The organism is Microvirgula curvata, assembly GCF_054781615.1.
In genome coordinates, this window is the sequence record NZ_BAAGUB010000010.1 from 205,422 (window position 1) to 225,686 (window position 20,265).

At 64.0% G+C, this 20,265-nt stretch carries 21 protein-coding genes and 3 tRNA genes; 13 read left to right on the top strand and 11 right to left on the bottom strand.

From position 1 onward, the window contains the following. Nucleotide 1 precedes the first annotated feature (1 nt). Genes ACYVG8_RS05600 through hpnC form a run of 5 tightly spaced genes read right to left on the bottom strand, consistent with a single transcriptional unit; the run spans nt 2 to nt 4,244 of the window. Entirely contained in the window at nt 2-499 is a 498-nt protein-coding gene (locus ACYVG8_RS05600; RefSeq protein WP_051529000.1) for a hypothetical protein, read from the bottom strand. A gap of 14 nt (nt 500-513) precedes the next feature. Continuing rightward, nucleotides 514-1,257 (bottom strand): SDR family oxidoreductase, encoded by a 744-nt coding sequence (locus ACYVG8_RS05605; RefSeq protein ID WP_028500051.1) that lies wholly within the window; start codon nt 1,255-1,257, stop codon nt 514-516. Further along, nucleotides 1,254-2,567: a hydroxysqualene dehydroxylase HpnE gene (gene hpnE / locus ACYVG8_RS05610; RefSeq protein WP_460745136.1), complete on the bottom strand. Its 1,314-nt coding sequence runs from the start codon at nt 2,565-2,567 to the stop codon at nt 1,254-1,256. The genes ACYVG8_RS05605 and hpnE overlap by 4 nt, the downstream gene beginning before the upstream one ends. Then, nucleotides 2,552-3,388: a presqualene diphosphate synthase HpnD gene (hpnD, locus tag ACYVG8_RS05615; protein WP_460745137.1), complete on the bottom strand. Its 837-nt coding sequence runs from the start codon at nt 3,386-3,388 to the stop codon at nt 2,552-2,554. The genes hpnE and hpnD overlap by 16 nt, the downstream gene beginning before the upstream one ends. A 43-nt stretch (nt 3,389-3,431) precedes the next feature. Continuing rightward, nucleotides 3,432-4,244, bottom strand: coding sequence for a squalene synthase HpnC (gene hpnC, locus ACYVG8_RS05620; protein WP_460745138.1), 813 nt, complete (start codon nt 4,242-4,244; stop codon nt 3,432-3,434). A 164-nt stretch (nt 4,245-4,408) separates the two neighbouring features. On the opposite strand from hpnC, the gene ACYVG8_RS05625 reads away from it, so the two are divergent. The 7 genes from ACYVG8_RS05625 to ACYVG8_RS05655 all read left to right on the top strand — a co-directional run bounded on the left by ACYVG8_RS05625 (nt 4,409) and on the right by ACYVG8_RS05655 (nt 9,818). Further along, a tRNA-Ala gene (locus ACYVG8_RS05625) sits at nt 4,409-4,484 on the top strand. A gap of 49 nt (nt 4,485-4,533) precedes the next feature. Beyond that, nucleotides 4,534-4,609 (top strand) — tRNA-Glu (locus tag ACYVG8_RS05630). A 347-nt stretch (nt 4,610-4,956) separates the two neighbouring features. After that, the gene (locus ACYVG8_RS05635; RefSeq protein ID WP_460745139.1) at nt 4,957-6,573 is read left to right on the top strand and encodes a methyl-accepting chemotaxis protein; all 1,617 of its coding nucleotides are present in this window, start codon (nt 4,957-4,959) and stop codon (nt 6,571-6,573) included. A gap of 219 nt (nt 6,574-6,792) precedes the next feature. Beyond that, a complete protein-coding gene (locus ACYVG8_RS05640; protein ID WP_107890336.1) occupies nt 6,793-7,425 on the top strand; it encodes a 3'-5' exonuclease in 633 nt (210 codons plus the stop codon). Then, complete coding sequence (gene arfB / locus ACYVG8_RS05645) at nt 7,410-7,808, top strand: alternative ribosome rescue aminoacyl-tRNA hydrolase ArfB (RefSeq protein WP_460745140.1); 399 nt, start codon at nt 7,410-7,412, stop codon at nt 7,806-7,808. Before ACYVG8_RS05640 ends, arfB begins: the two co-directional genes overlap by 16 nt. A 162-nt stretch (nt 7,809-7,970) precedes the next feature. Next, nucleotides 7,971-8,046: transfer RNA gene (locus ACYVG8_RS05650), tRNA-Ala, on the top strand. Further along, on the top strand, nt 8,007-9,818 hold the full coding sequence (locus ACYVG8_RS05655) for a methyl-accepting chemotaxis protein (protein ID WP_460745155.1): 1,812 nt from the start codon (nt 8,007-8,009) through the stop codon (nt 9,816-9,818). Before ACYVG8_RS05650 ends, ACYVG8_RS05655 begins: the two co-directional genes overlap by 40 nt. Nucleotides 9,819-9,834: 16 nt before the next feature. On the opposite strand, the gene ACYVG8_RS05660 is transcribed toward ACYVG8_RS05655, so the two are convergent. Then, nucleotides 9,835-10,152 (bottom strand): RnfH family protein, encoded by a 318-nt coding sequence (locus ACYVG8_RS05660; protein ID WP_112692049.1) that lies wholly within the window; start codon nt 10,150-10,152, stop codon nt 9,835-9,837. Continuing rightward, on the bottom strand, nt 10,139-10,576 hold the full coding sequence (locus tag ACYVG8_RS05665; protein WP_028500043.1) for a type II toxin-antitoxin system RatA family toxin: 438 nt from the start codon (nt 10,574-10,576) through the stop codon (nt 10,139-10,141). The genes ACYVG8_RS05660 and ACYVG8_RS05665 overlap by 14 nt, the downstream gene beginning before the upstream one ends. Before the next feature lie 148 nt (nt 10,577-10,724). On the opposite strand from ACYVG8_RS05665, the gene smpB reads away from it, so the two are divergent. Beyond that, on the top strand, nt 10,725-11,174 hold the full coding sequence (gene smpB / locus ACYVG8_RS05670) for an SsrA-binding protein SmpB (protein ID WP_028500042.1): 450 nt from the start codon (nt 10,725-10,727) through the stop codon (nt 11,172-11,174). An 88-nt stretch (nt 11,175-11,262) separates the two neighbouring features. Further along, nucleotides 11,263-12,840, top strand: a complete 1,578-nt coding sequence (guaA, locus tag ACYVG8_RS05675; protein WP_107889490.1) for a glutamine-hydrolyzing GMP synthase — start codon at nt 11,263-11,265, stop codon at nt 12,838-12,840. 200 nt (nt 12,841-13,040) lie between these two features. On the opposite strand, the gene ACYVG8_RS05680 is transcribed toward guaA, so the two are convergent. From ACYVG8_RS05680 to ACYVG8_RS05690, 3 genes are all read right to left on the bottom strand, one after another. After that, nucleotides 13,041-14,321 carry a type II toxin-antitoxin system HipA family toxin gene (locus ACYVG8_RS05680; protein WP_460745141.1) on the bottom strand — a complete coding sequence of 427 codons (1,281 nt, stop codon included), beginning with the start codon at nt 14,319-14,321 and terminating at the stop codon, nt 13,041-13,043. After that, nucleotides 14,314-14,700 carry a helix-turn-helix transcriptional regulator gene (locus tag ACYVG8_RS05685; protein WP_199489737.1) on the bottom strand — a complete coding sequence of 129 codons (387 nt, stop codon included), beginning with the start codon at nt 14,698-14,700 and terminating at the stop codon, nt 14,314-14,316. Before ACYVG8_RS05685 ends, ACYVG8_RS05680 begins: the two co-directional genes overlap by 8 nt. 115 nt (nt 14,701-14,815) lie before the next feature. Further along, nucleotides 14,816-15,307, bottom strand: a complete 492-nt coding sequence (locus ACYVG8_RS05690) for a DUF2938 domain-containing protein (RefSeq protein ID WP_460745142.1) — start codon at nt 15,305-15,307, stop codon at nt 14,816-14,818. 40 nt (nt 15,308-15,347) lie between these two features. Here ACYVG8_RS05690 and ACYVG8_RS05695 point away from each other — a divergent pair, with 40 nt between their 5' ends. Both ACYVG8_RS05695 and ACYVG8_RS05700 read left to right on the top strand, forming a co-directional pair. After that, a complete protein-coding gene (locus ACYVG8_RS05695) occupies nt 15,348-15,806 on the top strand; it encodes a helix-turn-helix domain-containing protein (protein WP_281661928.1) in 459 nt (152 codons plus the stop codon). 207 nt (nt 15,807-16,013) lie between these two features. After that, a complete protein-coding gene (locus ACYVG8_RS05700) occupies nt 16,014-17,615 on the top strand; it encodes an ABC-F family ATP-binding cassette domain-containing protein (protein WP_460745143.1) in 1,602 nt (533 codons plus the stop codon). A 128-nt stretch (nt 17,616-17,743) separates the two neighbouring features. Here the strand turns inward: ACYVG8_RS05700 and ACYVG8_RS05705 are convergent, their stop codons facing one another. Further along, nucleotides 17,744-18,619: a LysR substrate-binding domain-containing protein gene (locus ACYVG8_RS05705; protein ID WP_028497832.1), complete on the bottom strand. Its 876-nt coding sequence runs from the start codon at nt 18,617-18,619 to the stop codon at nt 17,744-17,746. A gap of 126 nt (nt 18,620-18,745) precedes the next feature. Here ACYVG8_RS05705 and ACYVG8_RS05710 point away from each other — a divergent pair, with 126 nt between their 5' ends. Then, a complete protein-coding gene (locus ACYVG8_RS05710; protein ID WP_460745144.1) occupies nt 18,746-19,369 on the top strand; it encodes a glutathione S-transferase family protein in 624 nt (207 codons plus the stop codon). A 101-nt stretch (nt 19,370-19,470) separates the two neighbouring features. Beyond that, nucleotides 19,471-20,124, top strand: coding sequence for a DJ-1/PfpI family protein (locus ACYVG8_RS05715; RefSeq protein WP_107889477.1), 654 nt, complete (start codon nt 19,471-19,473; stop codon nt 20,122-20,124). Nucleotides 20,125-20,265 lie beyond the last annotated feature (141 nt).

The window sequence follows — 20,265 nt, forward strand, 5'->3', positions numbered from 1 at the left end:
CTCAGTGGGCGGCCGGCGGTACCGGCGACGAGCGGCGGGCTTCTTCGTCGGCCGTCTTGCGCAGGGTCGGAATCAGTCGCTCGGACGCGTCAGCCACATTCTGGCGCCGGGTCGGCATGTGATCGGACGCATTGGTCGCCTCGATCACCTTCATCAGCTTTTCCACTTCCGGGTCCAGCGGCTCGCTCCGGGCCGGCTTCAGCGTTTCCGGCTTCTTGCCGGCTCCGGCCTTGTCGGCCGCCGGTACCGGCGGGGGCGGCGGCGTCAGGGTCGGCAGCTGGTTCTTGGCCATGTACTCGTTCATTTCCTTCCAGCCCGCGTACACCTGCGCACGGTCCGCGTCCGTATTGCGCTGATAGCATTCTTCCAGCGAGCGGCCAGTCTGCCGGCAGCCGGCACCGATCGCCTTGTTGGCATCACGGTTCAGACCACTGACATTGCCAATCCAGTTGCAGCCGGTCGTTGCCAGGGTCAGGGCAAGCACAATGAGAGCGCGCATGAGTTGGGGTCCGTTCAAGAATTGAGTTCGACGACTTCGCCGCTGCGTCCCTGACTGGCCGGACCGCTCCAGTAGCAGAACGCCGGCAGCAGCGTTTCAATATTCGGCAGTTCGCTCTTTGCCTGCCCCGGATGGGTCCGCACGCGCTGCGGCGAGTTGACCGGGCCCGGCACCAGCAGGTTCACGCGCAGGTTCGGATGCATGTCCCACTCGTCGGCGGCAATGCGGGTCAGATGCGACAGCCCGCTCTTGGACACCGAGAACGCGCCCCAGTACGGCGATGCTTTCAGGCCGTGGGTTTCGCCGACAAAGACCACCGCCGCATCCGGCGAACGGGTCAGCAGGGGCAGGCAGGCGCGCGTCAGGGCAAACGGCGCCACGGTATTGATGCGGAACTGGTTCACCCATTCCTCGATGCGCTGGTCCTTCAGCGGCGACAGCGCATACATGTGCGCCGCGCAATGGACGATGCCGTCGAGCCGGCCGACGGTCTTGTAGATCTGCAGCGCCAGTTGCTCGAACTGCTCATCGGTGGTCGTCAGCAGGTCGAGCGGGATGGCAGCCGGTTCCGGGTAGCCGGCGGCGACGATTTCGTCATAGACCGCCTCGAGTCGACGCGCGCCGCGCGCCAGCAGCACGATGGTCGCGCCACGGCTGGCGAAGTCCATCGCCACGGCCCGGCCTATGCCCTGGGTCGCCCCGGTGACCAGAATGACGCGGTCTTTGAGTTCGTCGGCTTGGGGAAGGTAGTCGTTCATGTCCGGTTTTCTTGTTTGAGGCCCGCGTCCAGCGCGCGCGCGGCGGTCAATCCGCTGCGAACCGCACCCTCGATCGTGGCCGGATATTCATTTTGTACACCGTCGCCGGCAAGCCGCAGGCGCGCGTGCGGCGTGTCGGTCCGAAGCCGCTGCATGCCGGCCTCGCAACTGAAAGTCGCCCGCCTCTCGGCAATCACTTTCAACACTTCCACCCCGTCAAGCTGCGGCCATTGCTGCGCCAGTTCTGCGGCGACCCGCTGGCCGATTTCAGCATGATCCCACGCTTCGTGAGCGCCGGGGCCACTGATGACGACCGCAAACAGGTCTTCCTGATCGCTGAATTGTCCGCGATCAAACACCCACTGGGCAATGCCGCCAGCCAGCCCCATCATCGGGAGCGGCAAACGGGCACCGGTCCGTGCACGCAAGTACACGGTGTATATCGGCTGAAAAGCGATGGAATTGACCCTGGATCGCAGATCGTCGAATGACCGGTCGGCCGGCAGCAGCGCAGACAGATGCTGTGGCGCCGTGGCCAGCACGCAACCATCGAAATGCTGGCCGTCGACATCGACTCCCGCGTCGACCGGCACGATGCGCTGCACCCGGCAGCCGGGCTGGTATGCATGCCCGCGTGCGCCCAGCCAGGCGATGGCCGGTTCCGGCAGCAGCGCGGACAGGTCGGTACGCGGAATCAGCAGGTCGCTGGCGGCGCGGCCGGCGGCAAGGCTGTCGCGCAGCACGTTGGCCAGAATCTGCATGTCGGCCTTTGCCGGCGGCGTGTTCATGGCGGCCAGCACCAGCGGGGTCCAGAAGCCGTCGACCAGCGCCGGCCCCTGCCCGGTCGCCGCCAGCCAGGCGGCGACGGTCATGCCGGCCGGCACGCGAAAGCGCGCCAGCTGCAGCCGCAGCATGGCAGCCAGCAGACGCGCGCGCGCCGACCGGTCGAGCCCGGTCGCGGTCGCCAGCCCGGCCAGCACGTGCAGCGGCGCCGGCCACGCCGGCAGGCGCAGGCCGACACCGCCGGCCACGTCCAGCGCCAGCGGATGCCGCAGCAGCAGCCGGTCCGGATCGGCGCCGACCGACCGCATCAGCGCCAGTGTCTCGCGGTAGGCGCCGAGCAGCAGGTGCTGGCCATTGTCCAGCCCGCGCGGTGCCTGCCCCAGCCGCCGCGCACGGCCACCGGCCACCCGGCCGGCCTCGAACAGCGTGACCCGGTGATCCCGTCGCGCCAGTTCGACAGCAGCGGCAATGCCGGCATAGCCGGCGCCGATCACGGCGACCTGCGCCGGCTTCAGCCGAAGGTCCATGTTTTCCAGGCCAGCCACAGCTTGCGCAGCGGGGTCAGCGACAGGTGCTGGTTCAGGACCCTGGCCGGGCCGTCACGACGGATTTCGTCCAGTGTCGCCCGGTAGATGGCCGCCATCGCCAGCCCGACCCGCTGCGACTTGCGGTCGGCAGCCGGCAGCTGTGCCAGCGCCTGTACGTACCACTGCTCGGCCCGCTCGATCTGAAAGGTCATCAGCCGGCCGAATGCCTCGCTTTCGCGATAGGCGAGCACATCGGCCGCCGGCACCCCGAAGCGCTGCAGTTCGTCGACCGGCAGGTAGATGCGGCCGCGCCGGGCATCCTCGCCCACGTCGCGGACGATATTGGTCAGCTGGAAAGCGATGCCGAGATCATGTGCATAGTCGAGCGTGCGCGGATCGGTATGGCCGAAAATCCGCGCCGACAACTGCCCGACCACGCCGGCCACGCGGTGGCAGTAGCGCTGCAGATCGGCAAAGGTTGCGTAGCGCGCCTGGTCCAGATCCATTTCCATGCCGTCGATAATCTCGCCGAACAGCCCCTGCGGCAGATCCATGGCCTGCACGTGTGGCTGCAGCGCCCGGGTCACCGGATGCGTCGGCGCCCCGGCGTACAGCGCGGCCAGTTCGCCGCGCCACCAGTTCAGCGTCATCCGCGCCACCTGTTCTTCGCGGGTTTCGTCGACCACATCGTCGACCTCGCGACAAAACGCGTACAGGGCGGTAATCGCCCGCCGCCTGTCATCGGACAGGAAGCGGAAGCTGTAGTAGAAACTGGAACCGCTTTTCGCGGCCTTGTCTTCGCAATACTGGTCCGGCGTCACGCCGCCCTCCCCCTGAATGTGTTCATTGCCGACTGCGGCTGTCTTATTTTTTTCTCAGTGCCCGCCAGACCATATAGGCCCAGTCGCGACTATCCAGCACCGGCCGCTGACGGAAGACATCGCCGTCAACCTGATGAATCTTGTACAGGATGCGTTCGCCACCCATGACGATCATCCGCAGTTCGAAGCCGAAGCGGCCTCTCATCTGCTGCGCCAGCGGCGCCCCGGCTGCCAGCATGCCGCGCGCGCGCTGGATCTGATCGCGCATCATGGCACCCCACAGGCCGCCGGTGTCGGCGCGGCCGATCTGTGCCTCGTCGATGCGGTAGCGCCGCAGGGCGTCCTGCGGCAGGTAGACCCGGCCCTTTTTCCAGTCCAGCGCCACGTCCTGCAGGAAGTTGATCAGTTGCAGCGCAGTACAGATGCCGTCGCTCATCGCCACCCGGCGCGCATCGTGCTCGCCCATCAGCTGCAGTATCAGCCGGCCGACCGGATTGGCCGACTTGCGGCAGTACGACACCAGATCGCCAAACGTCTCGTAGCGGGTGACCGTCACGTCCTGTTCGAATGCGTCCAGCAGGTCATGGAACGGTTGCATCGGCAGCGCGTGCCGGCGGATTTCCCGCGCCAGTTCGGCATACAGCGCGTCGCCGGGCGTCTGGCCGGCCTCGATCTCGTGCAGCCGGGCCCGGCAGACCGCCAGCGCGACCAGCCGCTCGCCGGCACTGGCATCCCCTTCGTCGGCAATGTCGTCGGCACTGCGCGCAAAGCGGTAAATGGCGTGCACGGCACGGCGGATCCGGCGCGGCAACAGAATGGAACCTACCGGAAAATTCTCGTAATGTCCGACGCCCACTGTCCCGTCCCGTCTGGTCTCAAAGCCGCAAAGTATAGCCCAGCCAGCCCGGCCCAAGACGGGAACGACGGAAAAGTGTTGACAGGCTGAAAGCCGATCAATAATATGCGCCCCACTTCGACGCAGCGCCGGCCCAACCGCGCTGCAGATTGTGTCGGATTCGTGGGGGTATAGCTCAGCTGGGAGAGCGCTTGCATGGCATGCAAGAGGTCAGCGGTTCGATCCCGCTTACCTCCACCAACGGTTTCGCGGTATCGCAACGGTTCAGTGTTGCGACGATCCGGAAGATGTCCCCATCGTCTAGAGGCCTAGGACACCGCCCTTTCACGGCGACGACCGGGGTTCGACTCCCCGTGGGGACGCCAGCATCAGGAAAAAGCGGCTGCTTGCCATCAAGCAGCCGCTTTTTCTTTGCCTGTCGTTTTCGCCCCCCCCTGCCCCGGCACGACCCGGCGTCTGCAATCCATAAAATCAGGTCTCTGATTCATCATTTATTTTCCCGTCGGATAAGACTGGATTAACACTCGCAGGCATGTCGATCCGGTCATATAAAAATCGGACCCCATTTCGATATGGCCGAATGCTCATATAACCTATCATCCCGGCAGCAGCTTTCACGCTGACAAAACAAGAACAAATAGAGCGAGCCCTACGTCCTCACTTTTCTATATACCTATAATGCAGGAGCTTCCTCATGTTGCAATTTTTCCGGATGACGAGTATTCGGACCCGCCTGATATTGGGCTTTGCACTGGTTTTACTGTTTCAGCTCTTGCTCTCTTTCAGTATCTGGCAACAACAGCGCGCGATGCAGGCCGAAGTCACATCCATCGTGGAAATCTCCGGCCTGAACATTCATGAATTGAATTCCCTGCAGCAACACGGCAACGATATTCTGCGCGCCATCAATCAGGCCGAGCAGAGAATGGACGCCAGTGTCATCGGCAATACCGTGGCAGAACAGCGTCAGCAGATCCAGCAGAATCTGTCCCGTCTGCGAGCCAATATCGACAGTGCCAACAGCATGCCGAGCGAACGCGAAGCATTAAGCAAGATGCTTTCCGCGTACAACGACTTCAATACCGAAGCCGACAAGACCCTGCGCCTGATTGCAGCCAGGGATGCCGCCGCCACCCAGCAGCAACAGGACGGGCCGATGAGCGCCAGTCATGAACGTCTGCAAGCGGCCGTCAATGCGCTGCTGAATATCGAGTTCGATTCCAATACCGAAGACAGCGAACAGATTCTGGCGCTGATGCAGACCAATCACATGATTCTGCTGGTCGTGACCCTGATCACGCTCAGCCTCGGCATCCTGCTGGCCTGGGTACTGACCCGTTCCATCACCCTGCCGCTGGGCCAGGCCGTCGATGCTGCCGACGCCGTGGCCGCCGGCCGGCTCGACCATCAGGTCGACATCACCCATGGCGGCGAGCTCGGCCGCCTGCAGGCTGCGATGCAGCGCATGATCATCCAGTTGCGCCAGACCGTCGGCAGCGTCCGTCAGGGCGTCGATGATGCCAGCACCATGAGCGAGGAACTGGCCACGGCGGCACAGCAGGTCCACGAGGCCTGCAAGTCGCAGTCGGGCTCGGCCAGCGCCTCCGCCGCCGCGGTGGAACAGCTGTCGGTCAGCATCAGTCTGGTCAGCGATGCCGTGGCCGCCCTGCGCCAGAATGCCACCGCCAATCTCGACGACAGCCGCCAGGGCGTCATGCAGATGGGCCAGCTTGAGCAGGCGATGGTGTCGATGCAGTCGCTGATCCGCAATCTGGCCACGGCGGTCGACGACTTCGTCAACAGCTCGGCTTCCATCACCCAGATGACCGGCGATGTGCGCGACATTGCCGACCAGACCAATCTGCTGGCGCTGAATGCCGCCATCGAGGCGGCGCGCGCCGGCGAGGCCGGGCGCGGTTTTGCCGTGGTCGCCGACGAGGTCCGGCTGCTGGCGGAGAAGTCCGCCACGTCGGCCTCGGAGATCGATGCGGTCAACCGGCAACTCGGCGACAAGTCCGCCGCCCTCAGCGAGGTCGTGCGTCAGGGGCTGGATGCCCTGCAGGCCAGCGTGGAAAAGATGGAACACGTCGCCACCCTGTTCCGCGCCAGTGCCAGCAGTGCCGAACATGCCAATGCCGATATCGACCATATCGCCAATCAGGCACAGGAGCAGAAAGTCGCCAGCGGCGAGATCGAGCGCCACATGGAACAGATGGTGGCCATGACCGAACAGACCACGGCGGCCATGGAAAGCATGACCGAACACAGTGCGGCCATTGCCACGCTGTCGAAGACACTGGACGACAGCGTCAGCATTTTCAAAATCTGACGGCAGACTGCTGTCAGTCGGGGGCACGGCAGTCCGCCGGACTGAAGCCTGCCTCTTCCGCCCCCCGCTGCGCTCGTCCATTCTTCGTGGGTGGCGTTGACGGACAGTCCGGGCCGCCCCTTGCCGGGCGGCTTTTTTCCGCCCGTGTCCTGCAGCCTGCGGCGCCAGGCCTTACACTGCGTGTCTTTCCCGATTCCACCCTATCAGCAGGTCTTTCCGTTGGAACCCATTGCCGTCATCGACTTCGAAACCACCGGTATCTCTCCCGGCCAGCAGGGACGCGCGACCGAAATCGCCGCCGTGCTGGTCGAAGATGGCCACATCGTTGCCCGCTACCAGAGCCTGATGAACGCCGGCGTCAGCGTGCCGCCGTTTATCGAGGCGCTGACCGGCATCTCCACCCGCATGCTGCGCGAAGCACCGCCGGCGGCGCAGGTGATGCGCGAGGTCGCCGCCTTTGTCGGCGACACGCCGCTGGTTGCCCACAATGCCGCCTTCGACCAGAAATTCTGGGATGCCGAACTGGCACGCATCGGCCTGGCCCGCCGGCAGGCATTCGCCTGTTCGATGCTGCTGTCGCGCCGGCTGCTACCGGACGCGCCGAACCACAAGCTCGGCAACCTGACCGCCTGGGCGCAACTGCCCGTCACCGGACAGGCGCACCGGGCACTGGCCGATGCGGAAATGGCAGCCAATCTGACCACCTATCTGCTTGACCAGTTGCAGACCCGCCATCGCGTCGCGGCACCGACCCATTCGCTGCTGTGCGCGCTGCAGCGCGTGCCAAAGGCCCGGGTCGGCGAATTCCTGCGCCAGCAACCGGGAAAGTCCGCACCATGCCGGTCACGCTGAACGAACTCGAAGTCGAATTCAGCGCCATCCGTGCGCAGGGCGCCGGCGGCCAGAATGTGAACAAGGTGTCGAGCGCGGTCCACCTGCGCTTCGATATCCGCGCGTCTTCACTGCCGGATGCGGTCAAGGAAGCACTGCTGGCCCTGCACGACCAGCGCATCGCCAAGGATGGCGTGATCGTCATCAAGGGGCAGCGCTATCGCAGCCAGGACAAGAATCGCGCCGATACACTGGAGCGCCTGCGCCAGCTGATCGCCAGCGTGTGCGTGCCGGTCAAGGCGCGCAAGGCGACCCGACCGACCCATGGTTCGGTGAAACGACGGCTGGAATCGAAAGGCAAGCGCGCAGAGGTGAAGCGTCTGCGGGGAAAACCCGCCGAATAGTTGCATCAGGGCCAAAGGAAAAACCCTTTCTGTTTCATTCCCTTATCCGCTTTGCCGGCCATGGCAGCCAGATTTCTTGTGACAGGGGGCTTGCGCAGTACGAATCACTATGGCAAAGTTGCGTCCTCTTCAGCGCAGTCCGCCGATTGTCGCCGAAGAAACGGGGGTATAGCTCAGCTGGGAGAGCGCTTGCATGGCATGCAAGAGGTCAGCGGTTCGATCCCGCTTACCTCCACCAGGATCAGAAAAAACGGCAGCGGAAACGCTGCCGTTTTTTCGTTCGTCGCCGCACCGCCGACAACATCTTTTGCTCCGGATACTAGCACTTGGGTCCAGATACCATGCGCCGTTAACTGGCATCCCCGTGAGAGCCTGGAGCAAATCGTGAAAATAGCGCACAAGCTCGTTATTCTGAGTCTATCCATTATTGCCGTTTTCGCCATTCAGATATCGGTCTCCCTGTATTTGATGTCCCGGGCGAGAATCAGCGTGGAAAACATTACCGGTAATGTGATCCCGACCCTGTCCCGGGTACCGGCAATCCAGATGGAATTTTCCGAGGCGCGCCGCAGTCTGGTTTTATATGCCGCCTCCGATCCGGCCGCACGAGCGGATCTGCGCCAGCAATTCATCAACAAGCGCAGTGAAATCGACACCGCGCTTGCCGGTTATGAAGAAGCCCTCAAACTGGATCCGGCTGAAATTCTGGAAGAAGACCAGCGCCTGTTTCAGGAGCTGAAAACCAGACTGGGTCTCTGGCTCGATTCGACCGGAAAACTGCTGGACAGCAGCGATGAAACCCGGCTTCATGCCTACCTTGCCGGCGCCAGTCGCCCGTCGCAGGCAGCCAGCAATGTGTATCAGGCCATCGATGCCCTGACTGAATTCAACAACGGGGAAGCGCGACGCCAGAATGCCCTGACGGAGAACACCCTGTCGCTGATGACAACCGGCACCCTGGTCATCAGCCTCGGCAGTGGTCTGTTGCTGACCCTGGCCTGCGTTCTGCTGTCACGCAGCATTGTCCGCCCCCTGCTCCGGCTGCAGCGTGACAGCGTCCATGTCAGTGACCACTACGATTTCACCCATCGCTTCGAGAGCGAACGGCGGGATGAAACCGGCAAGACGGCACTGGCACTGAATGATCTGCTTGCCAGTCTCCAGCACAGTCTGGGCCGGCTGGTCACGATCGGCAACCGCGTCGGCCATGGCTCGGAGACACTCGACAGCCGCGCCTGTGCGCTGTCGGCAACATCGGACCGGGTGACCCGCTCCACGGTGGAGATGGCGGCAGCGATCGAGCAGATGACGGTGAGCATTGCCCATGTCGCCGAGCAGTCCGGCGACGCGCTGCGCGCGGCGCAGACATCAAGGGAGCTGGCAGAGAGTGGCAGCACGGCAATTGCCGACACCATAAACAAAGTCCACTGCATTGCCGACCAGGCGGCCCGCAGCTCGACCCAGGTGGCGACCCTGTCCGCGCAGCTGTCCGATGTCAGCGCCATCGTCACCATCATCAAGGACATCGCCGACCAGACCAATCTGCTGGCGCTGAATGCGGCGATTGAAGCCGCCCGTGCCGGCGAGCGGGGACGGGGGTTTGCCGTCGTGGCGGACGAGATCAGGAAACTGGCCGAACGGACAGCAGAATCGACCCAGCAGATTTCGGCCACCATCACCCATGTCCAGGGCGAGGCGGTCGAGACGGTGGCGGCCATTCAGCGCACGGAGGAAGAAGTCATCGCCGGAGTGGCTCACGCCCGGTCGGCCGATGAAGCGATCGGAAAGATCCTGGCTGGCGCCAGCACGGTGGTCGACCGGATCAGCGAGATTTCCGAAGCGATGCGCGAACAGCACATTGCCAGCAACGGCATCGCCATCGAAGTCGAAAGAATCGCCAGTCTGGCGGAGGAAAGCCACGCCGGCGCCATGGAAACGGCCAATGTCAGCACCAGCCTGAACCAGGATGGCACTGCACTGCTGGCCATCGTCGCCCAGTACCGGGTGTGACCGGCGGGCGGCGGGACTACTCGCCGCTCCCGCCCTTTTTCATGCTCTTGCCGGCCTCGGCGCGTGCGCGACGCACCGCCTTCGGGTCGGCAATCAGCGGGCGATAGATCTCGACCCGGTCATGTTCGCGCAGCACGGTCTCTTCGCTGATCGCTCTGGAGAAGATGCCAAGCGCCATCTGCGCCGGGTCGATATCGTCGAACTGCCCGAGGATGCCGGACTGGCGCACCGCCTGCCCGGCCGTGGTGCCGGCGGCGACCTTCAGCCGGATGATCATCTGCCGCTCCGGCCGCGCATAGGCGACCTCGACGTCGAAGGATTCAGTCGTCGCCATACAGCTTGTCCGCTTCCCGGATAAAGGCGTCGACCAGCGACGTCATGATGCGGCTGAACACCGGCCCGATCACCTTCTCCAGCAGCTTGCTGGAAAAATCATAGCTGAGCTCGAACACGATCTTGCAGCCGATATCGCCCAGCGGCTGGAAGCGCCAGCCCCCCGACAGGTGCTTGAACGGGCCATCGACCAGATCCATGTCGATGCGCTCGTTGTCGACCAGCCGGTTGCGGGTGGTGAAATGCTGCCGGATGCGCAGATAGTCGATATGCAGGCTGGCCACCATCTCGCCATTGCCGGACTCGACGACCTCGGCATGCGAGCACCAGGGCAGGAATTTCGGATAGCGTGGCACGTCGTTGACCAGATTGAACATTTGGGCCGGCGAGTGCGCCACCAGGACGGTTTTTTCGATGACGGGCATGTAAGAGGAAGAAGGGGCCGGTGTGGACAGTCGCGCATTATAAACCGGCCGGCACGCCCCGCGCGGACCAGGATCAAGCTGTTGAATCAAGGCGGATTTCGGCCCGGGGCCGGATTTTGCTACAATAGCCGGCTTCACGGAGCCCGCTATGAGCATCATCGAAAACAGAAAGGCGTTGCACGACTACTTCATCGAAGAACGCTTCGAGGCCGGCCTCGTGCTTGAGGGATGGGAAGTCAAGTCGATCCGCGCCGGTCGCGCGCAGATCAAGGAAGGCTATGTCGTACTGATCAACGGCGCATTCTGGCTGATCGGCGCGCACATCTCCGCCCTGCCTACCGCCAGTACCCACATCACTCCCGACCCGGTACGCCGCCGCAAGCTGCTGCTGTCCCGCCGCGAGACCGACAAGCTGATCGGCAAGGTCGAACGCGCCGGCTACACCATTGCGCCGCTGAACCTGCACTACAAGCAGGGCTGGATCAAGCTGGAAATCGGCCTGGCCAAGGGCAAGAAGCAGCACGACAAGCGCGAGAGCACCAAGGAACGGGAAGCGGAACGCGAGAAGCAGCGCTATATGAAAGAAAACCGCAAGTGACGCGCCCCGTGCCGCGCCACTGCCCACAATCCGAATATTCCGGCCGCGCCGTGCGCGGCCTTTGCCATTAAGACAGCCAGGGAACGCCATGGACAAGATCCTCATCCTCGACTTCGGCTCGCAAGTCGCCCAACTGATCGCCCGCCGCGTGCGCGAAGCCCACGTCTACTGCGAACTGCACCCGTACGACATGCCGATCGCCGACATCCGCGCGTTCGCGCCGAAGGCCATCATCCTGTCCGGCGGCCCGAACTCGGTGTACGAATCCGAATACCTCGCCGATCCGGCGCTGTTCGATCTCGGCGTGCCGGTGCTCGGCATCTGCTACGGCATGCAGTGGATGGCCCAGTCGCTGGGCGGCAAGGTCGACGCCGGCCACATGCGTGAATTCGGCTACGCCGAAATCCGCGCCCGCGGCCACTCCAAACTGCTGGAAGGCCTGCAGGACCGCGCCAACGACGCCGGCCACGGCCTGCTCGACGTGTGGATGAGCCATGGCGACAAGGTCGTCGCACTGCCGGACGGCTTCAAGGTCATCGCCGAAACCCCGTCCTGCCCGATCGCCGGCATGGCCGACGAGGCCCGCCACTTCTACGGCGTGCAGTTCCACCCGGAAGTCACCCACACCCGGCGCGGCACCGAGATGATCCACCGCTTCGTGCTGCACATTGCCGGCGCGCAACCGTCGTGGACCATGCCGAACTACATCGACGAAGCGGTGAAGAAGATCCGCGCCCAGGTCGGCAGCGAGGAAGTCATCCTCGGCCTGTCCGGCGGCGTCGACAGCTCGGTGGCCGCCGCGCTGATCCACCGCGCCATCGGCGACCAGCTGACCTGCGTGTTCGTCGACCACGGCCTGCTGCGCCTGAACGAAGGCCAGATGGTGATGGACATGTTCGCGAAGAACCTCGGCGTGAAGGTGATCCAGGTCGACGCCAGCACCGCCTTCATGGGCAAGCTCGCAGGCGAAACCGACCCGGAGAAGAAACGCAAGATCATCGGCGCCGAATTCGTCGAAGTGTTCCAGGACGAGTCGAAGAAGCTGACCAACGCCCGCTGGCTCGCCCAGGGCACCATCTACCCGGACGTGATCGAATCGGCCGGCGCCAAGACCAAGAAGGCGCACACCATCAAGAGCCACCACAACGTCGGTGGCCTGCCGGAAACGCTGAACCTCAAGCTGCTGGAACCGCTGCGCGAACTGTTCAAGGATGAAGTCCGCCAGCTCGGCATCGAGCTCGGCCTGCCGCACGACATGGTCTACCGCCACCCGTTCCCGGGCCCGGGCCTTGGCGTGCGCATCCTCGGCGAAGTCAAAATGGAATTCGCCGACCTGCTGCGCCGCGCTGACGCGATCTTTATCGAAGAACTGCGCAACACCATCGACCCGGCCAGCGGCAAGACCTGGTATGACCTGACCAGCCAGGCCTTTGCCGTGTTCCTGCCGGTCAAGTCGGTCGGCGTGATGGGCGACGGCCGCACCTACGACTACGTGGTCGCCCTGCGCGCCGTGGTCACCAGCGACTTCATGACCGCCCACTGGGCCGAACTGCCGTACAGCCTGCTCGGCCGGGTGTCGAACCGCATCATCAATGAGGTGCGCGGCATCAACCGGGTGGTGTATGACGTGAGCGGCAAGCCGCCGGCGACGATTGAGTGGGAATGATCCGGCGATAGTTTTCAGCCTTTGGCCACTATCGTGAACAACGATGAAACCCCTGAATTTTCAGGGGTTTCTTTGTTTCTACGGTCGACCGCTATTGATGGAGGTCGGCTCATGCCGCCACAGCCACCTCCGCAAGCCGATTGCACCTGCAAATCCTTTGCTACCACCCGGCAGGCACCGTGCCGAAGACGATAATCACCTCAGCCCCCCGCCCGAGCCACCTGACGCAGCAGATCAACATTCTGGTCGATGCGGCTCTGGATCATGTGCAGGGTGTCGTGGGTGATGAGCTGCGGATACTGCTTGTCGGCGATGACGGCAAACTGGCTGGCCACGTCGCAGATGCGGTCAACGATGCGGCCGGCTGTCTCCTCGGAAACCTCGGCCTCCTCGGCCAGTCGGAGCATCGCGGTGCGATCAATCTCCAGTGCCTCCCCCATCACGTCCATCTGGTGATACCCGCCGGGCCCCTCGCAGAAGGTCACGTCGTAAGCCGGCGCCAGCTTCCACTCGCCAGTTGGCGACATAAGGTAGGCGAAGTTCTTGGGGTGGTCGTCCCGGTTGTTGAACGCCACATTGAAGACGGCACGCTCGAAGGCGAATGCCTTCTCTCGCACGTCGTTGGTGCACATCTGGGTCGCGCGCAAGAAGTTGACGTAGTCCAGGACCCCGGGGCTCTTGTAGTCGCCCCCGGTAAAAGCGGCGAGGCTTTGCATGGGAATGCGCTGACCGTCCTGACGATCAAAGCGTTTGCTGGCGAACGCCGCCAGTCCATCGGGCAGACTGAAATACTGCGTGTCCGGGGTCTGGATACCGCACATGCGCAAACACGCGGCATAGACCATTTCGATAGTGCACACTTCTGCATGCTCGTCTTTGGCCGGGAACTTGACCAGCCAGGCTTCGAAGCCCGGCGTCACGGCAGTGGTAAATGCACCGGTTTGAGGATCGCGATAAACCAGCGCCTTTGGTCTGGCACCTTGGGGCGAGCCCCCTACCAGCAGCAGTCTCTGCAGGAATTCTCCACCGTCACCACGGAGCACTTCCTGCACTTCGGCGGCAAGCCGATCGAGCGAGAGATGCACTCGGGATCCCTGGCCCTCGGGCACCACTGGCTCGAACGATATGGCGCCCATCGCATTGCTGCCAATGTATGCCAGTCGCTCCAGGGGGCCGATACGCGCAGTGGCAAGACCACGGCGCCGGAACAAACGGTCCATCAACAGCATGCCCCAGCCGTCAGGCAACGCGTCATAGACGGGTCCTGGCAATCCCAACTGGTGGGACGGGAAACCCCGGCGCAGCGGGGGCCCCGCCAGCGGCAGGGTGTAGGACGACAGCTCCAGGCCTTTTTGCCTGGCCTCATTGCTGTACTCAAACACGATCTGGGGGCGACCGGTCAGGGCGGTGGTGGAGATCAGCGTGCCCCATAGCCATCGCTCACCCCAGCCCTCGTAGTACACGTTTACTTGCTCAAGCATTGCCGGACTTCCTCCTGGCACGGTGACGACTGGCGCTGTTTTCGTAGCGCCGAATGTCTTCGAGGCTGTCCAGTTTTGGCAGGAACAGGTCTTCGAGCTCCCGGGCCCGGCCAAGGACCATTGCCACGCGGACCACGTTCTCGAACCCGACATTGCGCCCGGCCTCGAGGTTGGACACGGTATTGGCGCCGATGCCGGCGCGACCGGCCACGTCGGCTTGCGTCATCTGCAGCGCCAGACGCTCCGTGCGCAGACGCTCGCAAAGCCGTTTGACGACCTCATCCGGCTTGCTGAAGCTTAAATCCAGCATGGCGTGCATTCCTGTCGAGTCCTGCTTGTTGGCATCCGAAATTGCAGAATCAGCCAAAGCGCCGATCAAGCATCATAATTCCTGTATTTTGTGTCTTGTATTAAATAATAGTACTTTAGCCACAATATACTGGATTTAATTTTACCATGATCCGCGATCGTACCGGCTTTCCCGGTCACGCCGGTCAAGACACGAAAGCGATCAGGACTGCCGACAAGTAAAGGCCCAGTCCGAAGGCAGTGTGCGTCATCACGCTGCGCAGGCAGTTCCTGCCGGGCGCCGGGGTTCTGGAAGACGCGAATTCCGCCCCCATGGCTGGCTGTATCAGGAACAGCGGCGCAACCACGGTCGCGGCACCCACGATGATGGCGGGCGCCGGGGTCGGCGCCTGCAGCCAGGCCAGGCCCTGAATGCAGGCCAGGAGAACGGCGAAGGCAATGCCGGTGGCGTAGTGCACGATCCAGCCCAGCGCTGCTTCCCTGTGCACCGGACGGGCCTGGCCGATGCGGGTGTGTGAAAACCGGCCATGGCACAGGTGTCCCACCCAGCGCCCGACCAGGGCGAAGTTGAGCGTGGGAACGCCAAGCGCCCTCATGAGCATCAGCCAGAGATCCATGATGACCGTGGCGCCAATGCCCATCAGGACAACCCGTGTTGCCGCTTCCAGTAATGCCATGCCCGCCTCCCCTTTATTGACTGCCCGGATTGACGGATGGATGATAGAAGTTGAAGTCAACTTCAAGTCAATGGGTCGATGCATGGATATCGCGGAAGTCGCCAGGCGAACGGGGGTTCCTGCTCACACGCTGCGTTTTTATGAGAAAAAGGGGCTGATCTCGTCGGTCGGCCCGCGTGGAGTGCGCCGCCAGTTTGCACCGTCCGTGCTCGATCAGCTGGCCCTGATCGCGCTGGGTCAGGCCGGTGGTCTTTCGCTGGATGAAATACGCACCATGCTTTCCCCGAGTGGAGAGGCGCGCGTCGACAGGGCGATGCTGGTGGCCAGGGCTGATGAGATCGATGCGACGATCAAGCAGCTTCAGGCCATGAGCCGCGGATTGCGGCATGCGGCCGCATGTCCCGCCGCCAGTCATGCCGCGTGTCCGACCTTTCAGCGCCTGCTCAAGGCTGCGGCTGCCGGTGCCCTGAAACGGCAGCGCACCAGCCCGCACGGTTGAAGGATGGCTGACTGCCTGCGCGACGGGGCGCCCCGAACGGGTGAGCGGCACGGCTTTGCCCTTGACCGCCGATACCCTTAAGATTGCAGAAGAACCACACATCACCGGGGTTATCGTCATGCGCCATTGATGCCGCCGTCTTCATGACGGCCAGTCTCCACCTACCCCCACAAGCAGGGGGAGTTCCTGGCATCCCTGGAGTGACGCATGACGTGTCCCGGTCTCACGCTGGAAGGCGTATCCCATGTTCTGCCGGACGGCAGAACGCTTTTCACCGGCCTCAACGAACAGTTTGATCTGCGCCGCACCGGTCTGGTCGGGCGCAATGGCATCGGCAAGACCGTGCTGGCACGCATGCTGGCCGGACAGGTTCCGCCGACGACCGGGCGTTGCATGCGCTCTGGCAGCGTGTATTACCTGGCACAGCAGGTATCGCTTCCGGCAATCCCGACCGTTGCCGGTCTGGCCGGTGTGCAGGCCACGCTCGATGCGCTGGAACGCATCGAGGCGGGCAGTACGGCGCCCGAAGATTTCGATGCCGTGGGCGACCGCTGGGATATGCACCAGCGATTGCAGCACGAGCTGGAGCGCCATGGTCTGGGCTATCTCGATGCGGCGACGCCAGCCTGCACGCTCAGCGGCGGCGAAGCCATGCGCGTGTCGCTGATCGGTGCCTGGTTGTCGGATGCCGATTTCCTGATTCTGGACGAGCCCAGCAACCACCTCGACCGGCCGGGCCGCCAGGCGCTGATTGCGCAGCTGCAGTGCTGGTCGCGCGGACTGCTGGTCGTCAGCCACGACCGCCAGTTGCTGGAGACGATGGCGCGCATCGTGGAGCTGTCTTCGCTGGGACTGCGCAGCTACGGCGGCAATTACTCCTTTTACGCCCAGTGCAAGGTGCAGGAGCGGCAGAACGCCGTCCGGCAGCTTGAGCAGTGCAAGCACGAACGCCAGCGCGAAGAACAGTCCCTGCGCGAGCAGCACGAGCGCCAGCAGCAGCGGCAGGCCCGCGGCAACCGGCACGGGCACGAAGCCAATCAGGCCAGAATTCTGCTCGACCGTCAGAAAGCGCGCAGCGAAACTTCGGCGGGCAAGCTGCACCAGCAGCATGCGGCGGTCCGCGAACAACTGGCCCGGCGCGTGCACGAGGCCGCCCGGCAGGTCGAGGACGACATGGCCATCGTGCTGCACGCGCTGCCGGTCGCCCCGTCTTCACAGCGACGTGTCGCCGAGCTCGAAGCGGTGGTGCTGGCAGCCACGCGCCATGTCAGCCTGACGTTGGGCGGACAGCAGCGTGTGGGGCTGGTCGGGCCCAACGGCTGCGGCAAGTCGACCTTGCTCAAAGTCCTCGCCGGCCAGCTCCAGCCTCTGGCCGGGACATGCAGAACGCCGGTTAAGGGCATCCATCTGGATCAGCGGCTGGCCAGCCTGGCACCGCAGCGCTCCGTGCTGGAACAGATGCGTGACGCCAATCGCACGGCCACGGAAAGCGCGCTGCGCATGCGCCTGGCCCAGCTCGGGCTGGATGCCCGGAAAATCGTCGTGCCCAGCGATTCACTCAGCGGTGGCGAGCGCCTGAAAGCGGCGCTGGCATGCGTGCTCTATGCCGACCCGCCAGCGCAGTTGCTGTTGCTGGATGAACCCGGCAACCATCTGGATCTGCCTTCGCTGCAGGCGCTGGAGACCATGCTGCGCAGCTATCAGGGCGCGCTGGTCGTGGTCTCGCACGACGATGCCTTCATGGACAGGCTGGGTTTGACGCATCGCCTGGTGGCGACCGGACAGGGATGGCGACTGGAGCCGTGGTGAGGAACACGGCAGTCAGAAACGACACTCGAAAGTTGTCATCTGACACCCCCGTAAAACCCTCCTGATGCTGGAGATCACTGATGGCCCGTTCGTCTCATCCGGGCGGGGTGCGCCGGGCCATCCCTTGGTCACTCCCCCGCTTCCTCCATCACCCACTCCCTGAACGCCCGGACCGCCGGCAGCTCGGCCGCATCGGGCCGGGTCACGAAGTAATAGGCAAACCGGGCCGGCCACGGTTTGTCGAGCACCTGTACCAGATGCCCGGCGGCAATCTCTTCCTGCGCATGAATCCGGGGAACCAGCGCCAGCCCCTGCCCGGAGGCGGCCGCGCGGATCAGCAGGTAGTCGTCGTCGAAGCTCGATCCGCGCTCGGCACGCGGATCGTCCGCCACGCCATGCGCGGCCAGCCACAACGGCCAGTCAGCGCGATCGCTGCCGTGCAGCAGCGGATAGTCCAGGCAGTCCTTCGGACCGGACAAGCGCGGAACCCGTTCGGGACTGGCCACCGGCACCAGCACCGGGGCCATCAGCCGGGTGGTGTGCAGCCCGGGGTAATGGCCCAGCCCGTGGCGCAGCGCCACATCGACCCGGTCGCGCCACAGGTCCACCAGCGCGGAGGTGGTCTCGACCCGGACCTCGATACCGGGGTGACGCCGGGTGAAGCGGCCCAGTCGCGGCACCAGCCACGATGCGGCAAAGCTGGCGACGGTACTGACGGTCAGCGTCTGCCGGGCGCCGGTTTCGACCAGCCGGTCAACCGCGCGTTCCATCTGCCCGAAAGCTTCGAGCAGGTCCGGATGGACACTGGCGCCGGCCTCGGTCAGACGCAGGCCATGGCGCTCGCGGATGAACAGTGTCGTGCCGGTCCGCTCTTCCAGCAGCCGGATCTGCTGGCTGACGGCACCGGAGGTGACATGCAGCGCCAGGGCAGCGGCCTTGATGCTGCCGCGCTGGCCCACCTCGACGAAAGCGCGCAACGCAAGCAGTGGCAGGGGTTTGGTCATGGCATTCAGTTTTTCTAAACCTTGATGGCAAAAGCATCGTTTCCGCTTTGACAGCCGGAAGGCCACCATGCGCGTGCAATGACTCATTGTCATGAGTCACAAAAACCAAAGCAACCGGAGCGTGCCATGATCCAGCTGTACACCGACAGTTCCCCCAATGGTTTCAAGATCACCATTGCACTGGAGGAACTGGGCCTGCCCTATGTGCTGCATCACGTCGATATCGATAAGGGCGAGAACCGGCGCCCTGAATTTCTGCGCCTCAATCCCTTCGGCCGCATTCCGGTGCTGGTCGATGACGGCAGCGGCATTGCCCTGTTCGAGTCGGCAGCCATTCTGCTCTATCTGGCCGAGAAAACCGGCCGTCTGCTGCCGACGGAGGAAAAGGCGCGCTGGGAGGCCATCAAATGGCTGACCGTACATGCAGCCAGCGTGGGACCGCTTGTCGGCCAGCGCGTTCACTTCGAGCTGTTAGCGGCAGAGCGCCATCCTGCGGCAATCGAACGCTACCGCCGCCTGACCGACGATGCCTTCTCGGTGCTGGATTCGCATCTGGCAAGCCGGCCGTATTTTGCCGGCGATGACTACTCGATCGCCGACATCGCCCATTTCGGCTGGACCCATATTGCGCAGATTATCCGGTTCGATTTCAGCGCCCTCCCTCACCTGAGTGCCTGGAATCAGCGCATCGCCGCCAGGCCGGCGGTGCAAAGGGGCGTCACCCTGCCGGCGCCCGCCACGGGAGCCTGATGCCGCGCTCCGGAGCGAGCGGTGTTGATGCTTTCTCTTGCCAGCGCCATCCAAACCGGCAAATCATGGCGTCATAACCCCAGTTTGCGGAGATCCATTCAATGCATGTACGGCCTGAAGCGCTGACCGCCATCGTCGCCAGCGGACGTCCGATCGAAGTCGGCATCCTGTTGTTTCCCGATGTGGAGATTCTCGATTTTGCCGGTCCGTTCGAAGTGTTCTCGGTCGCATCCCGCGTCGCCCGCCGCAATGGCGCGCTGGCCACGGTGCCGTTCCGGGTGTCCACCGTGGCGGCACAGCGGGAAACGGTCGTCGCACGGCATGGGCTGCGGGTCGAGCCGGATCATGATTTTGCCGATGCGCCGGCCTTCGACCTGCTGATCGTGCCCGGCGGGGTGATGACCCAGCCGCTGGCAGATCCGGCGACGCTGGACTGGGTTGCCGCGGCCGCCCGTGCGGCAACGCTGACCGCCTCGGTCTGCACCGGTGCCTTCGTACTGGCCCGGCTCGGTCTGCTGGACGGTCTGGAGGCCACGACCCACTGGGAGGACATTCCCGATCTGCGCGCCGCCTTCCCGGATGTGCGGGTGGTGGAGGACGTGCCGTTCGTCGATGAAGGGCAGATCGTCACGTCGGCCGGCATTTCGGCCGGCATCGGCATGAGCCTGCATCTGGTCGGCCGCGTGCTCGGCACCGAGCTGGCCAGCGCCACGGCAAGACAGATGCAGTACGACTGGACGCCGCGCGCCGCCTGAGCGGCACTCAGGGCAGGCACTCCTGCTGCCCGGCCTCGGCACAGGCGCTGGTCGCGGACCCGGCCATGGGCGCCGTCCGGCTGGCCGGTCCGTTCCTTTCGCCGGCCAGGGCCGAAGCGCTGATCGGGCACAGCTTTCTGG

Coding starts and splice junctions, on each gene's coding strand:
- ACYVG8_RS05600 (WP_051529000.1), bottom strand. CDS start 499: ATGCGCGCTCTCATTGTGCTTGCCCTGACCCTGGCAACGACCGGCTGC.
- ACYVG8_RS05605 (WP_028500051.1), bottom strand. CDS start 1,257: ATGAACGACTACCTTCCCCAAGCCGACGAACTCAAAGACCGCGTCATT.
- hpnE (WP_460745136.1), bottom strand. CDS start 2,567: ATGGACCTTCGGCTGAAGCCGGCGCAGGTCGCCGTGATCGGCGCCGGC.
- ACYVG8_RS05635 (WP_460745139.1), top strand. CDS start 4,957: ATGACGAGTATTCGGACCCGCCTGATATTGGGCTTTGCACTGGTTTTA.
- arfB (WP_460745140.1), top strand. CDS start 7,410: ATGCCGGTCACGCTGAACGAACTCGAAGTCGAATTCAGCGCCATCCGT.
- ACYVG8_RS05655 (WP_460745155.1), top strand. CDS start 8,007: ATGCAAGAGGTCAGCGGTTCGATCCCGCTTACCTCCACCAGGATCAGA.
- ACYVG8_RS05660 (WP_112692049.1), bottom strand. CDS start 10,152: ATGGCGACGACTGAATCCTTCGACGTCGAGGTCGCCTATGCGCGGCCG.
- ACYVG8_RS05665 (WP_028500043.1), bottom strand. CDS start 10,576: ATGCCCGTCATCGAAAAAACCGTCCTGGTGGCGCACTCGCCGGCCCAA.
- smpB (WP_028500042.1), top strand. CDS start 10,725: ATGAGCATCATCGAAAACAGAAAGGCGTTGCACGACTACTTCATCGAA.
- guaA (WP_107889490.1), top strand. CDS start 11,263: ATGGACAAGATCCTCATCCTCGACTTCGGCTCGCAAGTCGCCCAACTG.
- ACYVG8_RS05680 (WP_460745141.1), bottom strand. CDS start 14,321: ATGCTTGAGCAAGTAAACGTGTACTACGAGGGCTGGGGTGAGCGATGG.
- ACYVG8_RS05690 (WP_460745142.1), bottom strand. CDS start 15,307: ATGGCATTACTGGAAGCGGCAACACGGGTTGTCCTGATGGGCATTGGC.
- ACYVG8_RS05695 (WP_281661928.1), top strand. CDS start 15,348: ATGATAGAAGTTGAAGTCAACTTCAAGTCAATGGGTCGATGCATGGAT.
- ACYVG8_RS05700 (WP_460745143.1), top strand. CDS start 16,014: ATGACGTGTCCCGGTCTCACGCTGGAAGGCGTATCCCATGTTCTGCCG.
- ACYVG8_RS05705 (WP_028497832.1), bottom strand. CDS start 18,619: ATGACCAAACCCCTGCCACTGCTTGCGTTGCGCGCTTTCGTCGAGGTG.
- ACYVG8_RS05710 (WP_460745144.1), top strand. CDS start 18,746: ATGATCCAGCTGTACACCGACAGTTCCCCCAATGGTTTCAAGATCACC.
- ACYVG8_RS05715 (WP_107889477.1), top strand. CDS start 19,471: ATGCATGTACGGCCTGAAGCGCTGACCGCCATCGTCGCCAGCGGACGT.